The sequence below is a fragment of the Microbulbifer donghaiensis genome (assembly GCF_900129095.1).
GTDB classification, from domain to species: domain Bacteria; phylum Pseudomonadota; class Gammaproteobacteria; order Pseudomonadales; family Cellvibrionaceae; genus Microbulbifer; species Microbulbifer donghaiensis.
The window spans coordinates 66353-84525 of the sequence record NZ_FQVA01000008.1; the positions used below are offsets into that span (position 1 = coordinate 66353).

The 18173-nt window shown below is 57.4% G+C and carries 17 protein-coding genes; 13 read left to right on the forward strand and 4 right to left on the reverse strand.

The features are described from left to right. Position 1 precedes the first annotated feature (1 nt). The 7 genes from BUC36_RS17455 (at position 2) to BUC36_RS17485 (ending at position 7694) form a co-directional block, all read left to right on the forward strand. Complete coding sequence (locus BUC36_RS17455) at positions 2-442, forward strand: FKBP-type peptidyl-prolyl cis-trans isomerase (protein WP_073277592.1); 441 nt, start codon at positions 2-4, stop codon at positions 440-442. A 55-nt stretch (positions 443-497) separates the two neighbouring features. Further along, positions 498-1430, forward strand: a complete 933-nt coding sequence (ispH, locus tag BUC36_RS17460) for a 4-hydroxy-3-methylbut-2-enyl diphosphate reductase (RefSeq protein ID WP_073277594.1) — start codon at positions 498-500, stop codon at positions 1428-1430. 341 nt (positions 1431-1771) lie between these two features. Next, positions 1772-2287, forward strand: coding sequence for a GspH/FimT family pseudopilin (locus BUC36_RS17465; RefSeq protein WP_073277596.1), 516 nt, complete (start codon positions 1772-1774; stop codon positions 2285-2287). A 2-nt stretch (positions 2288-2289) separates the two neighbouring features. After that, entirely contained in the window at positions 2290-2742 is a 453-nt protein-coding gene (gene pilV, locus BUC36_RS17470) for a type IV pilus modification protein PilV (RefSeq protein ID WP_073277598.1), read from the forward strand. 2 nt (positions 2743-2744) lie between these two features. Further along, positions 2745-3821, forward strand: coding sequence for a PilW family protein (locus BUC36_RS17475; protein ID WP_159436040.1), 1077 nt, complete (start codon positions 2745-2747; stop codon positions 3819-3821). Then, complete coding sequence (locus BUC36_RS17480) at positions 3821-4354, forward strand: pilus assembly PilX family protein (protein ID WP_084536240.1); 534 nt, start codon at positions 3821-3823, stop codon at positions 4352-4354. Before BUC36_RS17475 ends, BUC36_RS17480 begins: the two co-directional genes overlap by 1 nt. Before the next feature lie 10 nt (positions 4355-4364). Further along, positions 4365-7694 (forward strand): PilC/PilY family type IV pilus protein, encoded by a 3330-nt coding sequence (locus BUC36_RS17485; RefSeq protein WP_159436042.1) that lies wholly within the window; start codon positions 4365-4367, stop codon positions 7692-7694. 38 nt (positions 7695-7732) lie between these two features. Here BUC36_RS17485 and BUC36_RS18895 read toward each other — a convergent pair whose 3' ends face one another. Further along, complete coding sequence (locus BUC36_RS18895; protein WP_143187037.1) at positions 7733-8047, reverse strand: hypothetical protein; 315 nt, start codon at positions 8045-8047, stop codon at positions 7733-7735. A 104-nt stretch (positions 8048-8151) separates the two neighbouring features. Between BUC36_RS18895 and BUC36_RS17490 the strand changes: the two genes are divergently transcribed. From BUC36_RS17490 to BUC36_RS17515, 6 genes are all read left to right on the forward strand, one after another. Then, positions 8152-8670: a GspH/FimT family pseudopilin gene (locus tag BUC36_RS17490; RefSeq protein ID WP_073277606.1), complete on the forward strand. Its 519-nt coding sequence runs from the start codon at positions 8152-8154 to the stop codon at positions 8668-8670. Between the two features lie 9 nt (positions 8671-8679). Continuing rightward, complete coding sequence (gene pilV / locus BUC36_RS17495; protein ID WP_073277608.1) at positions 8680-9153, forward strand: type IV pilus modification protein PilV; 474 nt, start codon at positions 8680-8682, stop codon at positions 9151-9153. Continuing rightward, positions 9150-10196 (forward strand): PilW family protein, encoded by a 1047-nt coding sequence (locus BUC36_RS17500; protein WP_073277610.1) that lies wholly within the window; start codon positions 9150-9152, stop codon positions 10194-10196. The genes pilV (BUC36_RS17495) and BUC36_RS17500 overlap by 4 nt, the downstream gene beginning before the upstream one ends. Next, a complete protein-coding gene (locus tag BUC36_RS17505) occupies positions 10196-10735 on the forward strand; it encodes a pilus assembly PilX family protein (RefSeq protein WP_073277612.1) in 540 nt (179 codons plus the stop codon). The genes BUC36_RS17500 and BUC36_RS17505 overlap by 1 nt, the downstream gene beginning before the upstream one ends. A gap of 9 nt (positions 10736-10744) precedes the next feature. Further along, complete coding sequence (locus BUC36_RS17510) at positions 10745-13771, forward strand: PilC/PilY family type IV pilus protein (protein ID WP_073277614.1); 3027 nt, start codon at positions 10745-10747, stop codon at positions 13769-13771. 73 nt (positions 13772-13844) lie between these two features. Then, positions 13845-14300, forward strand: coding sequence for a type IV pilin protein (locus BUC36_RS17515; protein WP_073277616.1), 456 nt, complete (start codon positions 13845-13847; stop codon positions 14298-14300). A 1-nt stretch (position 14301) separates the two neighbouring features. Here the strand turns inward: BUC36_RS17515 and BUC36_RS17520 are convergent, their stop codons facing one another. The 3 genes from BUC36_RS17520 to BUC36_RS17530 all read right to left on the reverse strand — a co-directional run bounded on the left by BUC36_RS17520 (position 14302) and on the right by BUC36_RS17530 (position 18126). Next, positions 14302-14880, reverse strand: a complete 579-nt coding sequence (locus tag BUC36_RS17520) for a GspH/FimT family pseudopilin (RefSeq protein WP_073277618.1) — start codon at positions 14878-14880, stop codon at positions 14302-14304. 99 nt (positions 14881-14979) lie between these two features. Further along, positions 14980-16407 carry a sigma-54-dependent transcriptional regulator gene (locus BUC36_RS17525; protein WP_073277620.1) on the reverse strand — a complete coding sequence of 476 codons (1428 nt, stop codon included), beginning with the start codon at positions 16405-16407 and terminating at the stop codon, positions 14980-14982. Positions 16408-16530: 123 nt separating this feature from the next. Further along, the gene (locus tag BUC36_RS17530) at positions 16531-18126 is read right to left on the reverse strand and encodes a two-component system sensor histidine kinase NtrB (protein ID WP_073277622.1); all 1596 of its coding nucleotides are present in this window, start codon (positions 18124-18126) and stop codon (positions 16531-16533) included. Positions 18127-18173 lie beyond the last annotated feature (47 nt).

The following is an 18173-nucleotide window of genomic DNA, read 5'->3' on the forward strand; positions in this document are numbered from 1 at the left end:
TATGAGTAATACCGAAATCGGCGAACATAGCCGGGTGACACTGCATTTCAGCCTGAAACTGGATGACGGCACCGAGGTGGATTCCACTTTCGAGGGCGATCCTGCCACGTTCAGTGTCGGCGATGGCAGTCTGCTGCCGGGCTTTGAAAAAGCCCTGTTTGGCCTGAAGGCCGGTGATGAGGCGGAAATAGAGATACCGCCGGAACTGGGCTTCGGCCAGCGCAATCCTGCCAATATGCAGAAGGTGCGTCGCGATAGCTTCTCTCCGGATATCGAGCTGGAAGAGGGGCTGGTGGTTTCCTTTGATAACGGCAGTGGTGAGCTGCCCGGCGTGATCCGTGAGATCGGCGAGGACGAGGTCACCGTCGACTTCAACCATCCGCTGGCGGGGCAAACACTGAATTTTCACGTGAAGATTATCGCGGTGGATTCGATCCAGTAGGGCCGCAGGCCCGACTAGTATCGGCGATTCCCGCATTGAGAGTTTTGAGCTGACTATGCAAATCCGACTGGCAAATCCCCGCGGCTTCTGTGCCGGTGTCGACCGCGCTATCGATATCGTCAATCGCGCCCTGGACGTGTTCGGTGCGCCCATCTATGTGCGTCACGAAGTGGTGCACAACAAGTTCGTGGTGGACAGCCTGCGCGAGCGAGGCGCCGTGTTCGTGGACGAGCTTTCGGAAGTGCCGGACGATGTGATCGTGATTTTCAGTGCGCACGGTGTGTCCAAGGCGGTACAGCAGGAGGCCGACGACCGCGGCCTGAGAGTGTTCGATGCCACCTGCCCACTGGTCACGAAAGTGCATATGGAAGTGAGCAAATTCAGTACCGATGGATCAGAGTGCATCCTGATCGGCCACGAGGGACACCCCGAAGTAGAGGGGACCATGGGGCAGTACGATACCAGTGCCGGCGGTGCTATCTACCTGGTGGAAGACGAGGAAGACGTCGCCAATCTCCAGGTAAAAGACGAAAACAACCTCACTTATGTGACCCAGACCACCCTGTCCATGGATGACACCGCGCGGGTGATCGACGCGTTGCGCGCGCGCTTCCCCAAAATCCGCGGCCCGCGCAAAGACGACATCTGCTATGCCACCCAGAACCGCCAGGATGCGGTCAAGCAGCTGGCATTGGAGAGCGACCTGGTACTGGTAGTGGGCAGCCCCAACAGCTCCAATTCCAATCGCCTGCGCGAGCTCGCCGAGCGCTGTGGCGCTACCGCCAAACTGATCGATGGTGCTGCCGATATCGACCCCAGCTGGATGCAAGGCAAACAGGCCATAGGTATCACCGCCGGTGCCTCTGCGCCGGAAGTACTGGTGCAGGGAGTGATCCAGCGTTTGCAGGAGCTCGGTGCCGAACTGCCGCAGGAGATGTCCGGGCGCGAGGAAAATATCCGCTTCTCACTGCCCAAAGAACTGCGATGAAATAGCGACGCGAAGCGTCGCTATCCCCTCTAGTAAAAATCCCCTTCCATATATTGCCGTGGCCACTGTGCTATCTGGCAAAATGCTCGCTGCCAGGCTGTTACAGAGCTCTGGCGTGTCCCTGTTCGCAATTGGCAGGTATCGCAGTCTATGCGCGATTTGATATGTGTATCACAGACTTGTTGGGATGCCGTTCGTCGTCAGGCCGGTACCGTTTGTCGTGAAAAGATGAAGCTTCCGCCAAATTAACGTCGTTTTTTTTCTTTTCTTCTAAGTTACAGAGGACTTTGTCGCGCGGCTGAGGGAACAGCCGCGATCGTGTCTCGTGTAGGGAAACAATAATGCTAATACCGAAAAGATCCCCGGGATTCACCCTGGTGGAATTGATGATGGTGATCGCGATACTCGCTATCGTGATCGCCATCGGTGTCCCCTCCTTTACCACATTAATCAAGAACAACCGCCTGGCGGCCGCGACCAATGACCTTGCGGGTGCGCTGCAATTTGCGCGCGCAGAGGCCGTGCGCCGCGGGAGCAGGATTCAGGTCAGTTCCGTTTCCGACAATATCGCCAACGGCGTCATGGTCTGGTTCGACAAAGACGGCGACGGCAATTTGGATAGCGGCGATGACGATGGCGAAAAGTTGCGGGTGGTGCATCTGAATGCATCAGACATCTCGGCCGCTGCCGATGCGGGCACTAATGTCAGCCTGACGTTCAGTCCGCGGGGCAGGGCGAGTGGAGCCTTGACCGTCAGTCTTTGCGATGACCGCTCGGGTAACTACGGCAAAGAGGTGAGCCTGCTGGCTACAGGTGTCATGCGCACCAAATCCGGCATGACTTGCGGAGGAGGCTGACGATGAATAAGCAAGCTGGTGCGACGCTGATGGAAGTGCTCATCACTGTGCTCATCCTGGCTGTCGGTCTACTTGGGTTGTCTGCCACCCAGGTAATGAGCCTTAAAAATGCCAACAACTCCCACAACCGTTACCTCGCCGGCCTCGCCGCTCAGGAGATGGCCGATCGAATACGCGCCAATCCCAAGGCGCGGGCGAGCTACAACAACTACGACACAGCTTCGGACGGAAGTGAGACAGAGCCGGGTTGCGGCGCGACCTGTGTTGCCCAAGATAAGTACGAGTGGAAACAGGTGATCGAGGCAAACCTGCCGTCTGGCCAGGGTGAGATCGACGTCAATGGAGACCAGGTGACACTAACCGTCACCTGGAAAGAGCAGCACACCGGCAAAGACCGCGGCACTTCTGCCGCGGTGCCGGAAGAATTTTCCTATCAGCTGGTCGTGGAGCTATGAATATGAATTTATTCAACCGACAGCGCGGGCTGTCCCTGATCGAATTGATGATTGGCATTCTTCTGAGTGCACTGCTGTTGATGGGAGTACTGCAGATCTTCGACGGCAACCGCAACATCATGCGCATGCAGAACGAATTTGCGCGGGTACAGGAAAGCGGGCGCTTTGCGATGGATTTGTTGCTGCAGGAAATCCGCATGGCGGATTTCTGGGGCTGTCTTCCACCTTCGTCATCAATCCGCAACCACCTGGATCCGGGTGACGCGGATTATGGCGCGGGTTTTGACGATGTCTACGGCGCACTAACCGGTTCCAACGGTATAGGTGGAGAAAACAATGCTACTAATGGAAAGACTATTGGGACCCTGACCGTTAAGAGCGGCACTGACATGCTGATTCTCGGCGGTACCGAAGATGCCTGCCGGGGCCGGGGGAACATGGTGCCATCGGTAAACGCGCAGGCAATGCATGTATCGCCGAATTGCGCGGTCGAGCCGGGGCAAATAGTCCTGATTGGCAACTGCGAGCTGGGAGAACTGATGACCATTACCTCAGTGCAGGGCAAGGGCGGCTGTACTGGCGGTGGCGGCGGTGGTGGTAACAACGAACCGGAAAAGCTGACGATCACCCACAACTCCGGCAACTGCAATAAGCCCGGGGCCATCAATAATCTGAACTTGCCGCTGCAAACCCAGTACGGCGCCGATGCCCGTATTCTGACTCCGTATCTGCGCACATTTTTTGTCGGCGAGAATGAATTTGGCACATCACTGTACGTTAGCGAAAGCGGCGTTGGAACACAGGAACTTGTACCGCGCATCGAAAATATGCAGATCCTTTACGGTGCAGATACCGATGGGGATGACGCCGTGGATTTTTGGGGCTCGGCCGATGATGTGGTGGACATGAAACAGGTCCTCAATATCCGGGTGCAGCTGATGGTCGCCAGCGGAAATCCGGTGCAGGCGGATGATTTGGAGTTCTTTGATCTGGATGACACTAAATGGGAATACACCGACGGTAAGCTCAGGAAAATTTATCTGAGCTCAGCCAAGGTGCGCAACCGGGGGGCAATGTGATGGTTTCCATAGCTCGACAAAAAGGAGCAGTGTTAATCGTCAGCATGATCATCCTGTTGGTGCTGTCGCTGATCAGTGTCTCCGCGGCCAGAACCATCCTGCTGGAAGAGAAAATGACCTTTGCCTCTCGCGACGCAAAAACTGCACTGGAGGCGGCCGAGGCCATTCTGCGAGTTGCAGAGGACTATCTGGAGAATGACATAAATACCACCGGTGATTTCGGAACAGAGGGGAATGACTGGCTGCATCTGGAAGGCGAAGGTCCGGTCGATTTATTCGATTCCAGCGAGTGGGCTGGCCAATCGATAGATATTAACGAGACAGTAAACGGCCAGGCACTGAAGGGGCGCTACTTTATCGAAATGGCCGGCGTTGCCGACAATATGGATGCGTCGGAAAGCATTACGGTCGAGGGGTACGGTAACAGCACTGGCGCAGGCGTGATAAACGTATTCCGTATCGTAGCCCAAGGCGAAGGACTCTCGCCACACACGAAACGCACCATCGTCGTTCAATATGGCCGGCGGTTTTGAGGATTGCCTTATGAAGAAAACCAAGCAACCAAATAGCAACATGAACGCGATACTTTTCGCAGCGCTGGGGTTTTCGGCGACTCTCTCCACCTGTGTGAGCGCGGCAGAAGTCGATATTTCCGATGTGCCGCTCACTTCTGTCGGCAAGACGCAGCCCAACCTGATGATACTGCTGGATTCGTCGGCGAACATGGGGGACATACGTCTGTCTGAGGCCGCGCAGGCCGCGACGGATGTCGTCAGTCGGGTGCAAAATATGCGTGTCGGTGTGGCGCAGATTGGCGACGTCGATGATACCGGTGCCCATATTCTAAGGGGGCTCACCAGCGTCAACGCCGAAGGTACTCGCCAGGAGGCGATTACCAAAATCGGGGACGTACGTGACCAGGGTGCCGGCGGCGCAGCGCCACTGGCCGAGGCGCTGCTGTCCATTGGCCGTTATTTTGTCGAGGGTTATGACAGTGCATTTCTGACGCTGCATCCCGATGGAAGCGCGCAAACTGCCATTGCTTCAGAAGTGTTGGGGACAGGACCTGCGTATGGCTCTGGAGTGAGTGAGCCGAACAGTGAGGCGCCCGCTATTGAGCAGTACTGTCAGAAAAATTTTATAGTGACTCTGACCGCGGGCCTGCCCAGCGAGGATATCGATATTGCAGGCAACGAGTACATTAGAGACTACGACCGCGATTGTGAAGGTAGTGACCCCGCATGTGTTTTCGATATGAAAGGAGGAGTGCCCTACGACGACAATCGCTCCGACTACCTCGATGATGTGGCATTGGCCCTCAACGATATCAATCTACGCCCGGGCCTGGTGAATCCCGACGACGCTTCGCATAAGAATAATGTCATCAGTTATTTCGTCGGTTTCGCAGATGAAGGTGAGGAAGGCTATCAATTGCTCGCGGATGCCGGCAGAAACGGTACCGGTGGCACTGGTGAAAAAGGTTACTGGCAGATTTCCGGCGCTGCTTCATTGGCTAACGCAATGAGTGAAATCGCAGACACAATTTCCAGCGTTGCCGGCTCCCAGTCCTCGGTAGCTTTCAATTCTACATCCCTGGAAGCGGGCTCGGTCATCTATTCAGCCCGCTACGATACCGCCGATTTCAGTGGCCGCCTGTTCGCCCACAGTCTGGATCCACAGACCGGTCGCATGGTTAACACGCCACTTTGGGAGGCGTCGCAAATGCTTGCTGGTGAGGGTTCCAGTGGTCGCCAGATAATTACCCTGCGCGGCGGTACAGGTGTGCCTTTTGACTTCAGCTCTCTATACGGGTCAGAGCAAAGTTACGGTATTAGCGTTAACCTGAATCGCCTGGATATTAACGAGGCGACGGTAAGCCTTATGATTTCCGGTAGCCCAATTGCGAGCACGAGTACCGGAAATACGCTGAGCGCCATTACCAACGATATTGATGGTGATATCACCGTCGTTTGTGACAACTGCTCAGTCAGTACCCAGGTGCAGATCACTTCCGCCAGCATCGGCGGTGTTGAAAAAACACTGACCGACGTAATTCTGACTGCGAATGGCGCTTCCTACAGTTTGAACAGTGTCAGCGAGAGTGTTACCGCCACTTACACGCGCCACCGATTAGACCTGGAAAAAAATGCGGTTGCTGACAGCCGTGACGATCAGTGGAGGAGCCGTCTGAACTATATCCGTGGCGATACAACCAATGAGGGTGCAGACGATTTTCGCCGCAGGGGTACTATTGCCGGCGGAAGTACAAACCTGTTGGGAGATATAGTGCACTCCGCCCCCATCTATGTCGGCGAACCCCAGCTGGGCCTGACCGTCAATAATTACCAGAACTTCCTCAATGGCAAGAAAGACCGAACGCCCATGGTCTATGTGGGTGCCAACGACGGCATGCTGCACGCCTTCAATGCATCGAGTGGTGAAGAAGAGTTTGCCTATGTCCCGGCACTGCTCTTGAATGGCGAGAGGTATAAGGGACTACACGCGCTCACTTCGTCCGCCTACTCGCACAAGTACTATGTAGATCTGACGCCAACAGTCTCCGATGTATTTGCCGATCTCGATGGCACCGGGTCACAGTGGAACACGGTACTTATCGGTGGCCTGCGCGGCGGCGGCAAGGGGTATTTTGCTTTAAACGTCACTGATCCGTCCGAGTTCACCAACGCTGAGAATAATGCTGACGATATAGTGCTGTGGGAGTTTGACGGGGCCACTAACGCCACTGACCTCGGCCTCGGTTTCTCCGAAGCGAAGATCGCGCAGCTGAACAACGGCAAGTGGGCGGCTATTTTCGGTAATGGCTACAACAGCGGTAACGGCATGGCCGGGCTATTTATCATATACATCGAAGATGGCGTCGATGGCAGCTGGGACCCCGGCGACTGGAAATTTATCAGTACGAATAGCGGCTCGAGCGATACGCCCAACGGACTCTCCACGCCGCGGCTGGTCGACCTGAATGGCGACGGCAAAGTCGACCGCGCCTATGCCGGAGATTTGCATGGCAATATGTGGGCGTTCGATCTTTGTGATGCACAGAATGACGGTAGCTGCAGCAGTTTTGATACTGACTGGTCGGTGGACTATTCCGGAAATCCGCTATTCAGTGTGGGCAATGGCGAAGCGAACAATGCCATCACTGCAGCGCCGCTCGTAGCGCGAAATACGTCAGTGCAGGGAGGGGTACTACCGAATGTGCTGGTGATGTTCGGCACCGGCCAATACCTGAACCAAGGTGACCTATGGGATGCCGCCGGTGGCGCATTCTATGTAGTCTGGGACAAGGGAAACTCCGCACTCGACACCGATGATCTGGTCGAGCGCGCTCTGGACACGGCAGACGGCACGCGTCGTATTTCCGAGAGCACCAGTGGGCAGATCGATTGGAGCACAAAGTACGGCTGGTATATGCCCCTCGACGATGGCGCTGTCAGTGGCGCCGGCGAGCGTGTGGTCACATCACCGGCACTGAGAAACAATACGCTGTTCTTCAATACCATCATCCCCAATGCAGCCCCCTGTGCCTCCAGCGGCTCCGGCTGGCTGATGAGCCTGGATTTCCGCACCGGTATGCCGGAAGCGGACTCAGTTTATCCAGTGACCGACTTCAATAACGACGGTCAGATCAGCGTGGCGGATGCCGGCTATGTGGGCAAGGAATACCAGCCCCCGCCCTGTTTGGGTGACAGTTGCGATGACGATGTCCCTCCCGGCATGCCCGGCCAGTCGGGCTTTATCGGCGATGTGCGCTGCACCCCGGGCAGCGGCGGCGGTGTCGTCTGCGACGATATCAATGTGGGCAAAATCCAGCGTGAGGGGCGGCTGACCTGGCAGGAGTTGGTAGCCGATTGAGTTTCATGTCCCCGGCAATGGCCGCGGCGCGGATGACGTTAATGGCTGAGAGCCGATCCGCGCCGTGCCCATTTTTCACCTCGATCGATCCCGAATTTGGTTCTGTCCTCCATTGATCCTTTTCCCCTCCGTAGTGCGCCACCGGAAAATTTAATAGCGCCGCTGACGATCTCGCTCGCAGGCCCACCAATTGCCGCAGCCAGCGGGTATCTGGCCGGTTGCAGTCTTACGCAAGTCGATTTCGCCGCAGTTTCGAATCTGGATAAAAATTCGACACCTTTGTCCGTATGTTTTTTCACCAGCTCCGTTCCCTGATACCGCTTGTCGGTTAATTCATTACGCTGGTCAGCCACCGGAGTTTCGTGGTAACGGATTCCTTTTTTTTGCTAATTCCCTTCGATATAAGTAGCCCTCGCAAAAATAGCGACAGAGCACTCCTGTCAAAAAGGAATAAAAAATGTACAGCTGTACGCGCACGCAGGGCTTTACCTTGATTGAGCTGATGATCGTGGTCACCGTTCTCGGCATCGTCATGGCTATCGGTATCCCTTCGTTCAACACCATGATCATGAACAACCGATTGGCGGCGGCCTCCAATGATGTGGCCGGCGCGCTGCATTTTGCGCGCGCGGAAGCCGTACGTCGCGGCCGCTCCGTACAGGTAGAGGCCCTTGATAACAACGTTACCAACGGCCTGCGAATCTGGTTCGACGCAGACGGCGATGGCGGGTTTGACAATGGTGAAGAGCTGCGCGTTGTGCGCCTCCCCGCTTCCGCCGGCGTGGCGGTGAGTGGTGCGGTGAACGGCACCGCTGCCACGGATTTGGATATGAGCTACAGCCCGCGCGGGGTAGTCAGTAGTGGCGATTGGATGACATTCACCGTCTGCGATGACCGCAGCGGCAATCACGGCAAACAGCTGACATTGCTGGCTTCCGGCCTGCTGCGGCTGACGCCCGGCGTTGCCTGCAATTAAGGGGGAGGTATGAAACAGCAAACCGGCGCAACGATGATCGAAATCCTCGTCACCATTCTGGTGTTGGCAGTTGGGCTGTTGGGCCTGTCCGCCACCCAGGTGATGAGCCTCAAGAACGGCAACAACGCGCACCACCGCTACATGGCCGCCCTGGCGGCACATGAAATGGCGGAACGGATGCGTGCGAACCCGGACGGTCTCGAGCTGGGGAGTTACGACGGCGAAACCGTGGATGGCAGCGAGACGACACCCAACTGCAGCGCAACTTTGAGTTGCAGCGCCGGTGATCTCGCCGACCTGGATCTGTATGACTGGGGCCAGGTTATCTCCGATAACCTGCCATCGGGCACCGGGCAGATTACCCGCGCCGTCAGAACCGTGACCCTGACCGTGAGCTGGAACGAGCAGCACACCGGCGAAAACCGGGGCACGGCAGCGGGCGGCCTCGAAAATTCCACCTTTGAGATGGTAGTGGAACTATGAATATGACTTCTCTCGCCAGGCAGCGCGGCCTGTCTCTGATTGAGCTGATGATCGCGCTGCTGCTCAGCGCCATGCTGCTGTGGGGTGTGCTGCAGATTTTTGACAGCAACCGCAACACCATGCAGATGCAAACCGCCTTCGCACGGACTCAGGAGAGCGGGCGTTTCGCCATGGACCTGCTGACCAAAGAGATTCGCATGGCGGATTACTGGGGCTGTGTGCCCGAGGAAAGCGCCATCAAGAACCACCTGGATCCCGCCGACACCGACTACAACAAGGCACAAGACCTGTATGACGATATTGGCAGCGACGGGGTCCTCGGCACTGACAATTCTTCCAGTCTCACCGTGGGCACTATGGCTGTGTTGGACGGCACCGATACGCTGACGCTGCGCGGTGCCGATGATGCCTGTGCCGGTACCGGGCGCATGGTGCCGTCGCTGACCGCAGCCGCATTGCACGTGAGCCAGAACTGCCAGGTTGAAGAAGGGGAAATCATCCTGCTGACCAACTGCCAAAGCGGCGAGTTGATGACGGTGACCAACCTGCAGCAGGGCAATGGCGGCGACTCCGACAAAAGAACCGTGGTACACAACACCGGTAATAACAGCACTCCCGGCTGGGTCGACAACAAGACCAAGGACCTGCAGCGCCAGTATGGTGCGGATGCGCGGATCCTCAAACCCTACGACCGCACTTACTTTATTGCCGATGGCCCGGCTGGGCCCGCCCTCTACGTTGCCGATACGGGAGGCGATGCGGTGGAACTGGTCCCGGGCGTCGAAGATATGCAGATCCTCTACGGCCGCGATACCGACGGCGATGATGTCGTGGATGGCTGGACCCAGGCCAGTGCCAACGCTGCGGATATGGAAGAGGCCATCGCAATCAAGATACAGCTGGTGGTGGCCAGTGACAGCGGCGTAAGTGCGCAAGACCTCACCGTGACGGATCTCGACGGAGTCGACACCACTTATGCCGATGGCAAGCTGCGCAAGGTTTACCTGAGTACGGCCAAGGTACGCAATCGGGGGAGGTTGTGATGAAAGGTCTTTCTCGTCAAAAAGGTGCGGTACTGGCGATCAGCTTGATCATCCTGTTGGTATTGACCCTTATCGGGGTCTCCGCAGCGCGCACGGTACTGCTGGAAGAAAAGATGACCTTCGCCTCGCGGGATGCCAAGGTCGCGCTGGAAGTGGCCGAGGCGCTGGTGCGCCAGGGCGAGGCATTTATCGATAGCCTGTCTACCACCGGCCAGTTTGATAACTCCAGCTGGCTGTATTCAGAAGGGGACGGTCCCGACAGCCTGTACAGCACCTCAACCTGGGCAGGCAGCAGCTCCAGGGTGTTTACCGTCACCATGAAAGGCCCCGACGGCTCGACGCCGATGAGCGGACGCATGTTTATCGAAATTGCCGGCAATGCCGAAAAGGAAGACCCGGCAGACAGCATCACCGTAGGTGGTTACGGGCAGAGCACCGGTGGTGGTGAAATCAAGGTGTTCCGTATCGTGGCGCAGGGGCAGGGCATCACCGGCAGCACCACCCGCACCATCGTCAGCCATTACGGCAAGCGTTTCTAGGATAGATTCATGCACAAAAAGAACTTGAATAAATTTACCGTGAAGCCACTGCTGTTTGGCCTGTTCGGCTTTTCGTTCAGTCTTTCTACCTGTGTCAGTGCCGACCCGCTGACGCTGTCCAGTGTGCCGTTGCAGGCAACGGGCAAGGTAGAACCGAACCTGATGATTCTGATTGACTCCTCGGGCTCGATGAAGCGCGAAGTGGACTCGGAAAACGATGCGGCCACAGACGCGGAAAGTCGGCTTGGGATCGCCAAGGACGCGGCCAAGACCGTGGTGCGCGGCCTGGGAGACCTGCGTGTGGGCCTGGCCCAGTTTAACGGCAGTCACGGTGCGACACTGCTTAAAGGACTGACCAGTATTTCAGACACTGGCGCCAGGGACGATCTCTTAACAAAGATCGAAGCCATTGAAGCCGACGGCTATACACCCCTGGGTGAAGCCATGGCGGAACTCGGGCGCTACTTTGTCGAGGGCTATCACGGCAATGATGTGACCATACATCCCGGAGTGACCGGTGAGGACACGATCAAGGCCAGCGATATCCTGGCGCTCGAGCCAAACTACGGCTCTGTATCCAAGCCGACGTCAGCGAGTCCGGCAATTCAGCAGTACTGCCAAAAGAACTTCATTCTCGCCCTGACAGACGGTATTCCAACCCACGACGATCCGAGCAGCACCTATATCAGCAACTACGACGGTGATGCCAATACGGATAACAATGACGTACTCGACGATGTCGCCAAGGCTCTGTACGACATTGACTGGCGCCCCGATCTTACCAATCCGAATGATGCCAGCCACAAGAACAATATTGTCAGTCACTATATCGGCTTCGCCGATCCTGCACTCGCCAACAACCAGTTATTGACCGATGCGGGCGCCAATGGTGGTGGCAGCTATAGCTATGCCGACAGTGCAGCAAGTCTGTTAACTTCTCTCAACGATGCGGTCAATTCCATTTCCAATTCGGTGGGTACCCAGGCATCGGTAGCCTTTAACTCCACGTCGCTGGATATCGGCTCGGTCATCTACTCCGCTAAATTCGATACCTCGGATTTCAGCGGGCGCTTATATGCCCGATCACTGAACCCGGATACCGGGCGTATCGCCACGACCCTGTGGGAGGCTTCGGAAAAACTCGCCGACGAATCTTCCGCGAGCCGTGCGATTATCACGTCGATGGACGGTACCGGGGTACCCTTCACTGCCACCAACTCCGGCGTCGACGATAACCCGACTGATTCGGCCCATGAAGACGATCTCAACTTTAACGATTCCACTGGCGCCGCGGATGGTGCCTGGGCTAGTCGCCTGGACTACCTGCGCGGTAATACCACCAATGATGGTAGCGGCAACTATCGGCAGCGCGGTGCCTTCTCCGCCCTGGTCGACAAGCTGACCGGGCCCAAACTGCTCGGTGATATCGTGCACTCCACACCCATCTACGTGGGCAAGCCGGAGCTGAACTGGCCGTCGTCTTTTGGTGGCAATAATGCTGCCGACTCCTACGACCAGTTTGTGATCGACAATGCCAGTCGTACGCCGATGGTCTACGTGGGCGCCAACGACGGTATGCTGCACGGCTTCAACGCGAACACCGGTGAGGAGGTGTTCGCCTATGTGCCCGAACTGGTCCTGGATACGACCCGCTATAAGGGCTTGCACTCTTTTACCGATAGTAACTATCCACACAACTACTATGTGGATCTGACCCCGACAGTTTCCGATATTTATATCAACGCGGTGGGTAACAACCAGGATGAGTGGGTTTCGGTACTGGTCGGCGGCCTGCGCGGCGGCGGCAAGGGATACTTTGCCCTGAATGTGAGCGACCCCACTCGCCTGAGCGAGACCAACGCCGACGAAATCGCCATGTGGGAGTTTGATGGCGCGACGGATGCGGCGAACCTGGGGTACTCCTATTCCGAGGCGCAGATCGCCAAGCTGAATAATGATAAATGGGCGGTGATTTTCGGTAACGGCTACAACAGTGACAATGGCGTGGCCGGGCTTTTCGTCGTCTATATCGAGGAAGGGCTCAACGGCTGGAGTACGGGCGACTGGAAATTCATCTCCACCGGCGTAGGTGCGGATGGCACCGGTCGCAAGAATGGTCTGTCGTCACCGCGTCTGATCGATCTGAATGGCGACCGTGTCGTCGACCGTGTCTATGCCGGCGACATGATGGGTAACATGTGGTCCTTCGATCTCTCGGCGAATTCGGATAGCAGCTGGGGTATCTACGGCGGCAAGCCACTGTTCGCTGCCCCGACCGCTGACGTCGGAAAGCCTCATCGGGCGATAATGGCTGCACCACTGGTGGCGCGTAATATTGCAGTGAGTGGCAGCGGCGCCAACGTGCTGGTGATGTTTGGTACTGGCCAGTACCTGAATGGCAGCGATCTCACCGACAATGCGGCGGGAGCTTTCTATGCGGTCTGGGACAACGACCATACTGTCAGTAATGCCTCGATTACGGACACCGATCTGGCCGAGCGGCAGCTGGATTCCGGTACTTACGGGCGCGTGATTGATACCGACAATACCGATACCCTTGATTGGACGACGCACCACGGCTGGAAAATGGTACTCGATACCGGCAGCGTAGACGCAACCGGCTATGCTGGTGAACGCGTGATCTCATCGCCCACGCTGCGCCGCAATACGCTGTTCTTCAGCACGGTCAGCCCCAACCCGCAGCCCTGCGCCTCAAGCGGCTCGGGTTATCTGATGAGCCTCGACTTCCGCACTGGCCTCGCCGGCGACGATGCGGTGGCGGACTTTAACAAAGACGGCGAGATCGATGCCCAGGATGAGGGGTATGTGGGCATAAAGTTCGAGCAGTGCACCGGTGATAACTGCGATGAGGGCGGCGGTTCCGGTGGCGACCCGGGTATGCCGGGACAGTCGGGCTTTATCGGCGACGTGCGCTGTACACCGGGTAGTAGCGGTGATGTTATCTGCGATGATATCGATGTGGGCGACGAAGAGCGCGAGGGGCGCCTGTCCTGGGAAGAGTTTTCTCCCCGCTAGATAAAGTACAAGGTCGATGGCCGCGTAAAGCGGCCTGGAATCTCTAACCAAGTAATTGTTAGACGGATTAAAAATGAAACAACAGCGTGGCTTTACTTTGATCGAATTGATGATTGTGGTGGCAATTGTCGCGATTCTGGCGGCCGTGGCCTGGCCTTCATACCAGAATCACATTCGCGCGACCAATCGGGCCGATGCGCAGGGTGCACTGCTCGGGTTGGCGCAGGCGATGGAGAGGCACTTTACCCAGAACGGCACCTATGAAGAGGCAGCTGCAGCCGATGCCGATACGGGGGCTCCACAAATTTTTCCTACCGAGTCGCCATTAGATGGCAGCAACAAAACTTATAATCTCGTCATTACGGCGGCAGATGGTTCTTCTTACACCTTGCAGGCTCAGCCGAAAGGCAGCCAAACCGGAGACGGCATACTGCAATTGTCTTCCAGTGGTGAAAAAGCCTGGGATCGCGGGAACGATGGAGCATTCGCGAATCCCGGTGACCTGTGCTGGAACAAGACCTGCAACTAATCTAGTCGGCGTTGGTACAGGTTAGGTTTTTGCCACTGCCGCTTTCCACTATTCCGTCACTGTCGCTATCTTTGCCGAAATACGGGCGCCCGGTCGCGTTGATCACTATGATCCAACCCTTTTCGGCCTGCTGACTTGGCGGGCAGTAAGCAAAGTTGCCGTTCTGGCTAAGGGTGAGGCCATTCGGCCGGAACTGGAGATACTTTTTACTGTTGAAGCTGCGCCACTCGAGAGTGGCGCCAGTCGCCATTTTAGGCATGATTCTCTCGATTTTCTCCGCAGCTGCGCGTTGACCATCGCCGTTGCTGTCGACGAACAGCAATGCCCCGCTTGACCAGTCTGAGCTGCAGCTCTGTCCATCGGCGCTCGGACACAGCGTGTAAACCTGGCCGTGGCTGTAAGCTTTCCCCCTGCTGAAATTGATCAGTTCGAACAGCTGTCTGCCGGCTGTCTCAGTTTGATAGCGACTTATAAAGTCAGCCATTGGTGGCGTCGCCACGGCGGCGACAATGGCGAGAATGGTAATGGTGAGCATCAGCTCGATCAGTGTGTACCCCGAAACCCTTGGCAGTGTTTGCATGGTGCGTCTCCCCTCCCTGAGAGAGCTCCAGCATACCGCGCGAATCGACAATGCCAATCACAGGGGATTACAGCACGGTCGTCTAAGTTTATGGGTGCGTCAGTCTTCCAGCCCCAGTTTCTTCAGCCGGTAGCGCAATGAGCGAAAGCTGATGCCAAGTTTCTGCGCTGCCGCTGTCCTGTTCCAGCGGGTTTCCATCAGTGCGCTTTCTATGGCTTCCCGCTCGATGTCCTGCAGAAATTCGTCCAGAGATTCGTACTGACTCGGGTCAAACTGGCCGGAATAACTCTCTTCATCGGTGTGCTTGTGAACGGCCGGGGTGGGAGGAGGGGGCTGCGCAGCGTTTGTCTTTGGTGTCGGTGTCAGTGTCGGTGTCGCTTCCGGCTCGAGCAGCAGGTCGTCCAGACGAATTTCGTGCTGGTCGCTCAGGGTAAAGGCCCGCTCCAGAATGTTCTCGAGCTGGCGCACATTGCCGGGGAACGAGTACATTTTCAGTGCGTCCAGGGCTTCACCAGCAAGACGCGGCGGAGTTATCCCGGCGTTTGATGCGATACGACGCATGATGACCTCTGTGAGGAGGGGGATATCTTCCGCGCGCTCCCGCAATGGCGGGACCGCGATCTCGATGACGTTGATGCGGTAGTAAAGATCGCTGCGGAAACGCCCTGCGGCGACTTCCTTGGCCAGATCCCTGTGCGTCGCACTCAGGATGCGTACATCAATCGGCAGCTCCTCGCTGGAACCTATAGGACGCACGCGTTTTTCCTGAATGGCGCGCAGCAGTTTTACCTGCATATCCAGCGGGAGATCGGCCACTTCATCCAGAAACAGGGTGCCGCCTTCTGCGATCTGCAGGAGTCCCGGTTTGTCTTTGTGAGCGCCGGTAAAGCTGCCTTTCTTATGGCCGAAAAATTCGCTCTCCATCAGTTCTGCAGGGATGGCACCGCAGTTGATCGGCACGAAAGGCCGGTCGGCGCGGGCACCCTGGGCGTGGATGGAGCGGGCCGCGAGTTCCTTGCCGGATCCCGATTCGCCACTGATATAAACCGGCGCATCGCTGCGCGCGACCTTGGCGATCTGGCGGCGCAGGTTGCGAATATTCTCCGCTTCACCGAGTAACAACTGGTCTGCATGCCCGGCCTCTACATCCTCACGCTTCTGTTTGAGTCGCAGGGCAAGTTGCACCAGGCTGCGCAGCCGCTCCAGGTCCACCGGCTTACTGACAAAATCGAAGGCGCCCATTTTCAGGGCACTAATTGCGGTATCCATGTTGCCGTGGGCGGTGATGACCGCCACAGGCAGTTCCCCATCCCTCTCTTCCTGTATTTTCGCGACCAGCTCCAGTCCATCTCCGTCCGGCAGGCGCATGTCGGTCAGGCAGAAGTCGTATTGGTGTTCGCCAAGCAGACGGTACGCCTCGCTGAGGTTTGCGGCAGTGTGGCAGCGAACCTCCATGCGCCGCAGGGTCATGGTCAGGAGTTCACAGATATCCGGCTCGTCGTCGACGACCAGGGCAAGTGGTTGCATCTATCTTTTGATCTTTTTGTTGTTCTGTTGAATGGTTTGGTAATCGGTTTTCTAGCCCGATTTTCGCACCGGGCTGTGACAAGTTTCCCCCAAAACAGGTTAGGAAAATATACCCCCAATTGTTTAGAAAACCCGACTCGCGTGGGCGAATTCTACCCTGAAGCAACTTTTGTTGTCTTCGCTGCGACAACAGAACAGCCTGGCCTGGTTGGCCTCGCACAGTTCCTGCGCTATGTAGAGGCCGAGGCCGCTGCCACTGTTGCCGGTGGTGAAGAAGGGCTCAAAAACCTTGTCCCGATGTTCCTCTGGTACACCGGGGCCGCTGTCGATCACGTCCAGAATCGCGCAGTCGCGGTCCCTGTGGCGGTAGACCGCGATTTCCGCCTCCCGCCGTCCGGTGGCGAGCTGGGAGTGGTGCAGGGCGTTATTGCACAGATTGGTGATTACCTGGGCCAATTGCTCCGGATCGAAGCGTGCATATACCGGCGGTTCTGCCCGGCGTATATGAAGCTGGATATCCGTCGGCGCGCCGGCGCGGAAATCGGGAAGAAATTGCTCCAGCCAGTCACCGAGATCGCGCAGTTGGGGCGCCGCTGCGCGGCGGCGCGACAGCTGCATCACGTTCTCGACGATCTGGTTTACCCGCTGGCTGTGGCGACAGATGATCTCGGTGAGATGCCGGTCCTCCTCGCTCAGCTTCGGCGATTCCGACAGTAGCTGCGCGGCATGGCTGATGGCGCCGAGCGGGTTGCGCACCTCGTGGGCGATGGAGCCCGTCAAATGGCCGAGTGAGGCGAGTTTCAGTTTCTGTGCGGCCTGGATGAGTTTGCGGTTGTCCTCGACAAACACCAGGGTGCTGTCGCCATTGTCGCGGCGCAGGTTGGCAAAGCTGAGCCGCAGTTCGCTGCCACTGTCCGCCTGTACCAGGGCGCTGCCACGGGAGTCGTCGCGACGCCACTCCCGAACGATATGCCGCAGCTCCGCCTGGCGCTCGCCATCCGGTTGCAGCTGGTCCCCCAGCAGCTGGCGCGCCGCTCGATTGATCAGTTCCGGCTTGTTGGAGGCGTCCATCACCAGAACCCCGGTGCGCATGCGCTCGATGATCTGCTGCGCGAGTCGCTGCAGGTGGGCGGCCTGGCGGCTCTGCTGGTCTGCACGCAGATTGGCACTGCGGATGCGGGCGGACAGGTACTGCAGTGCGCTGACCGTGGCGAACAGCAAGATACCGAGGCTGCCGGCGGAAACGATATCCTGGGTGTCTGCGTGACCGGTCACCAGGTTGTACAACTGCTGGCCGATGACGCCGATACTGGCGATGGCAGCGAAGAAGGCGCCCATGCGTTTGTCCAGCAGCATCGAGCCCACGGAACAGTTGATCAGTAACAGGTAGCCGAGGCCCGAATTAAGGCCGCCGCTGGCTTGGATCAACAGGAGAAAGACGAGGATATCGCAGCCGAGGATCAATCCTGTCTGGCCGGGGCTGGCGTGGTAGGCGCTGTGGCGCAGGTGTAGCAGCCAGCCGAAATTGAGCGCGGCGTAGGCGATCACGGTATTCAGGTAGAGCGCGGGGGAACTGTTGCCCACGGCGCCCTTACCGATATCGGAGGTGAAAATGCCCAGCAGCACCAGTGCGATGGCTACGCGGTAGATGGTGTAGACCCGCAGCAACTCGTGGTGCTGCACGGCGGGTGCACTGATTGCGGGGGCTGTACTGCTCAAAGTGGTCTGCTTGCTATTGTTCTTCTGGGCCGCTGCGGTAGTCCCCC

Bases quoted from the DNA above. Each gene is read 5' to 3' on its own strand.
- BUC36_RS17455 (WP_073277592.1), top strand. From the start codon at position 2: ATGAGTAATACCGAAATCGGCGAACATAGCCGGGTGACACTGCATTTC.
- ispH (WP_073277594.1), top strand. From the start codon at position 498: ATGCAAATCCGACTGGCAAATCCCCGCGGCTTCTGTGCCGGTGTCGAC.
- BUC36_RS17465 (WP_073277596.1), top strand. From the start codon at position 1,772: ATGCTAATACCGAAAAGATCCCCGGGATTCACCCTGGTGGAATTGATG.
- pilV (WP_073277598.1), top strand. From the start codon at position 2,290: ATGAATAAGCAAGCTGGTGCGACGCTGATGGAAGTGCTCATCACTGTG.
- BUC36_RS17475 (WP_159436040.1), top strand. From the start codon at position 2,745: ATGAATTTATTCAACCGACAGCGCGGGCTGTCCCTGATCGAATTGATG.
- BUC36_RS17480 (WP_084536240.1), top strand. From the start codon at position 3,821: ATGGTTTCCATAGCTCGACAAAAAGGAGCAGTGTTAATCGTCAGCATG.
- BUC36_RS17485 (WP_159436042.1), top strand. From the start codon at position 4,365: ATGAAGAAAACCAAGCAACCAAATAGCAACATGAACGCGATACTTTTC.
- BUC36_RS17490 (WP_073277606.1), top strand. From the start codon at position 8,152: ATGTACAGCTGTACGCGCACGCAGGGCTTTACCTTGATTGAGCTGATG.
- pilV (WP_073277608.1), top strand. From the start codon at position 8,680: ATGAAACAGCAAACCGGCGCAACGATGATCGAAATCCTCGTCACCATT.
- BUC36_RS17500 (WP_073277610.1), top strand. From the start codon at position 9,150: ATGAATATGACTTCTCTCGCCAGGCAGCGCGGCCTGTCTCTGATTGAG.
- BUC36_RS17505 (WP_073277612.1), top strand. From the start codon at position 10,196: ATGAAAGGTCTTTCTCGTCAAAAAGGTGCGGTACTGGCGATCAGCTTG.
- BUC36_RS17510 (WP_073277614.1), top strand. From the start codon at position 10,745: ATGCACAAAAAGAACTTGAATAAATTTACCGTGAAGCCACTGCTGTTT.
- BUC36_RS17515 (WP_073277616.1), top strand. From the start codon at position 13,845: ATGAAACAACAGCGTGGCTTTACTTTGATCGAATTGATGATTGTGGTG.
- BUC36_RS17520 (WP_073277618.1), bottom strand. From the start codon at position 14,880: ATGCAAACACTGCCAAGGGTTTCGGGGTACACACTGATCGAGCTGATG.
- BUC36_RS17525 (WP_073277620.1), bottom strand. From the start codon at position 16,407: ATGCAACCACTTGCCCTGGTCGTCGACGACGAGCCGGATATCTGTGAA.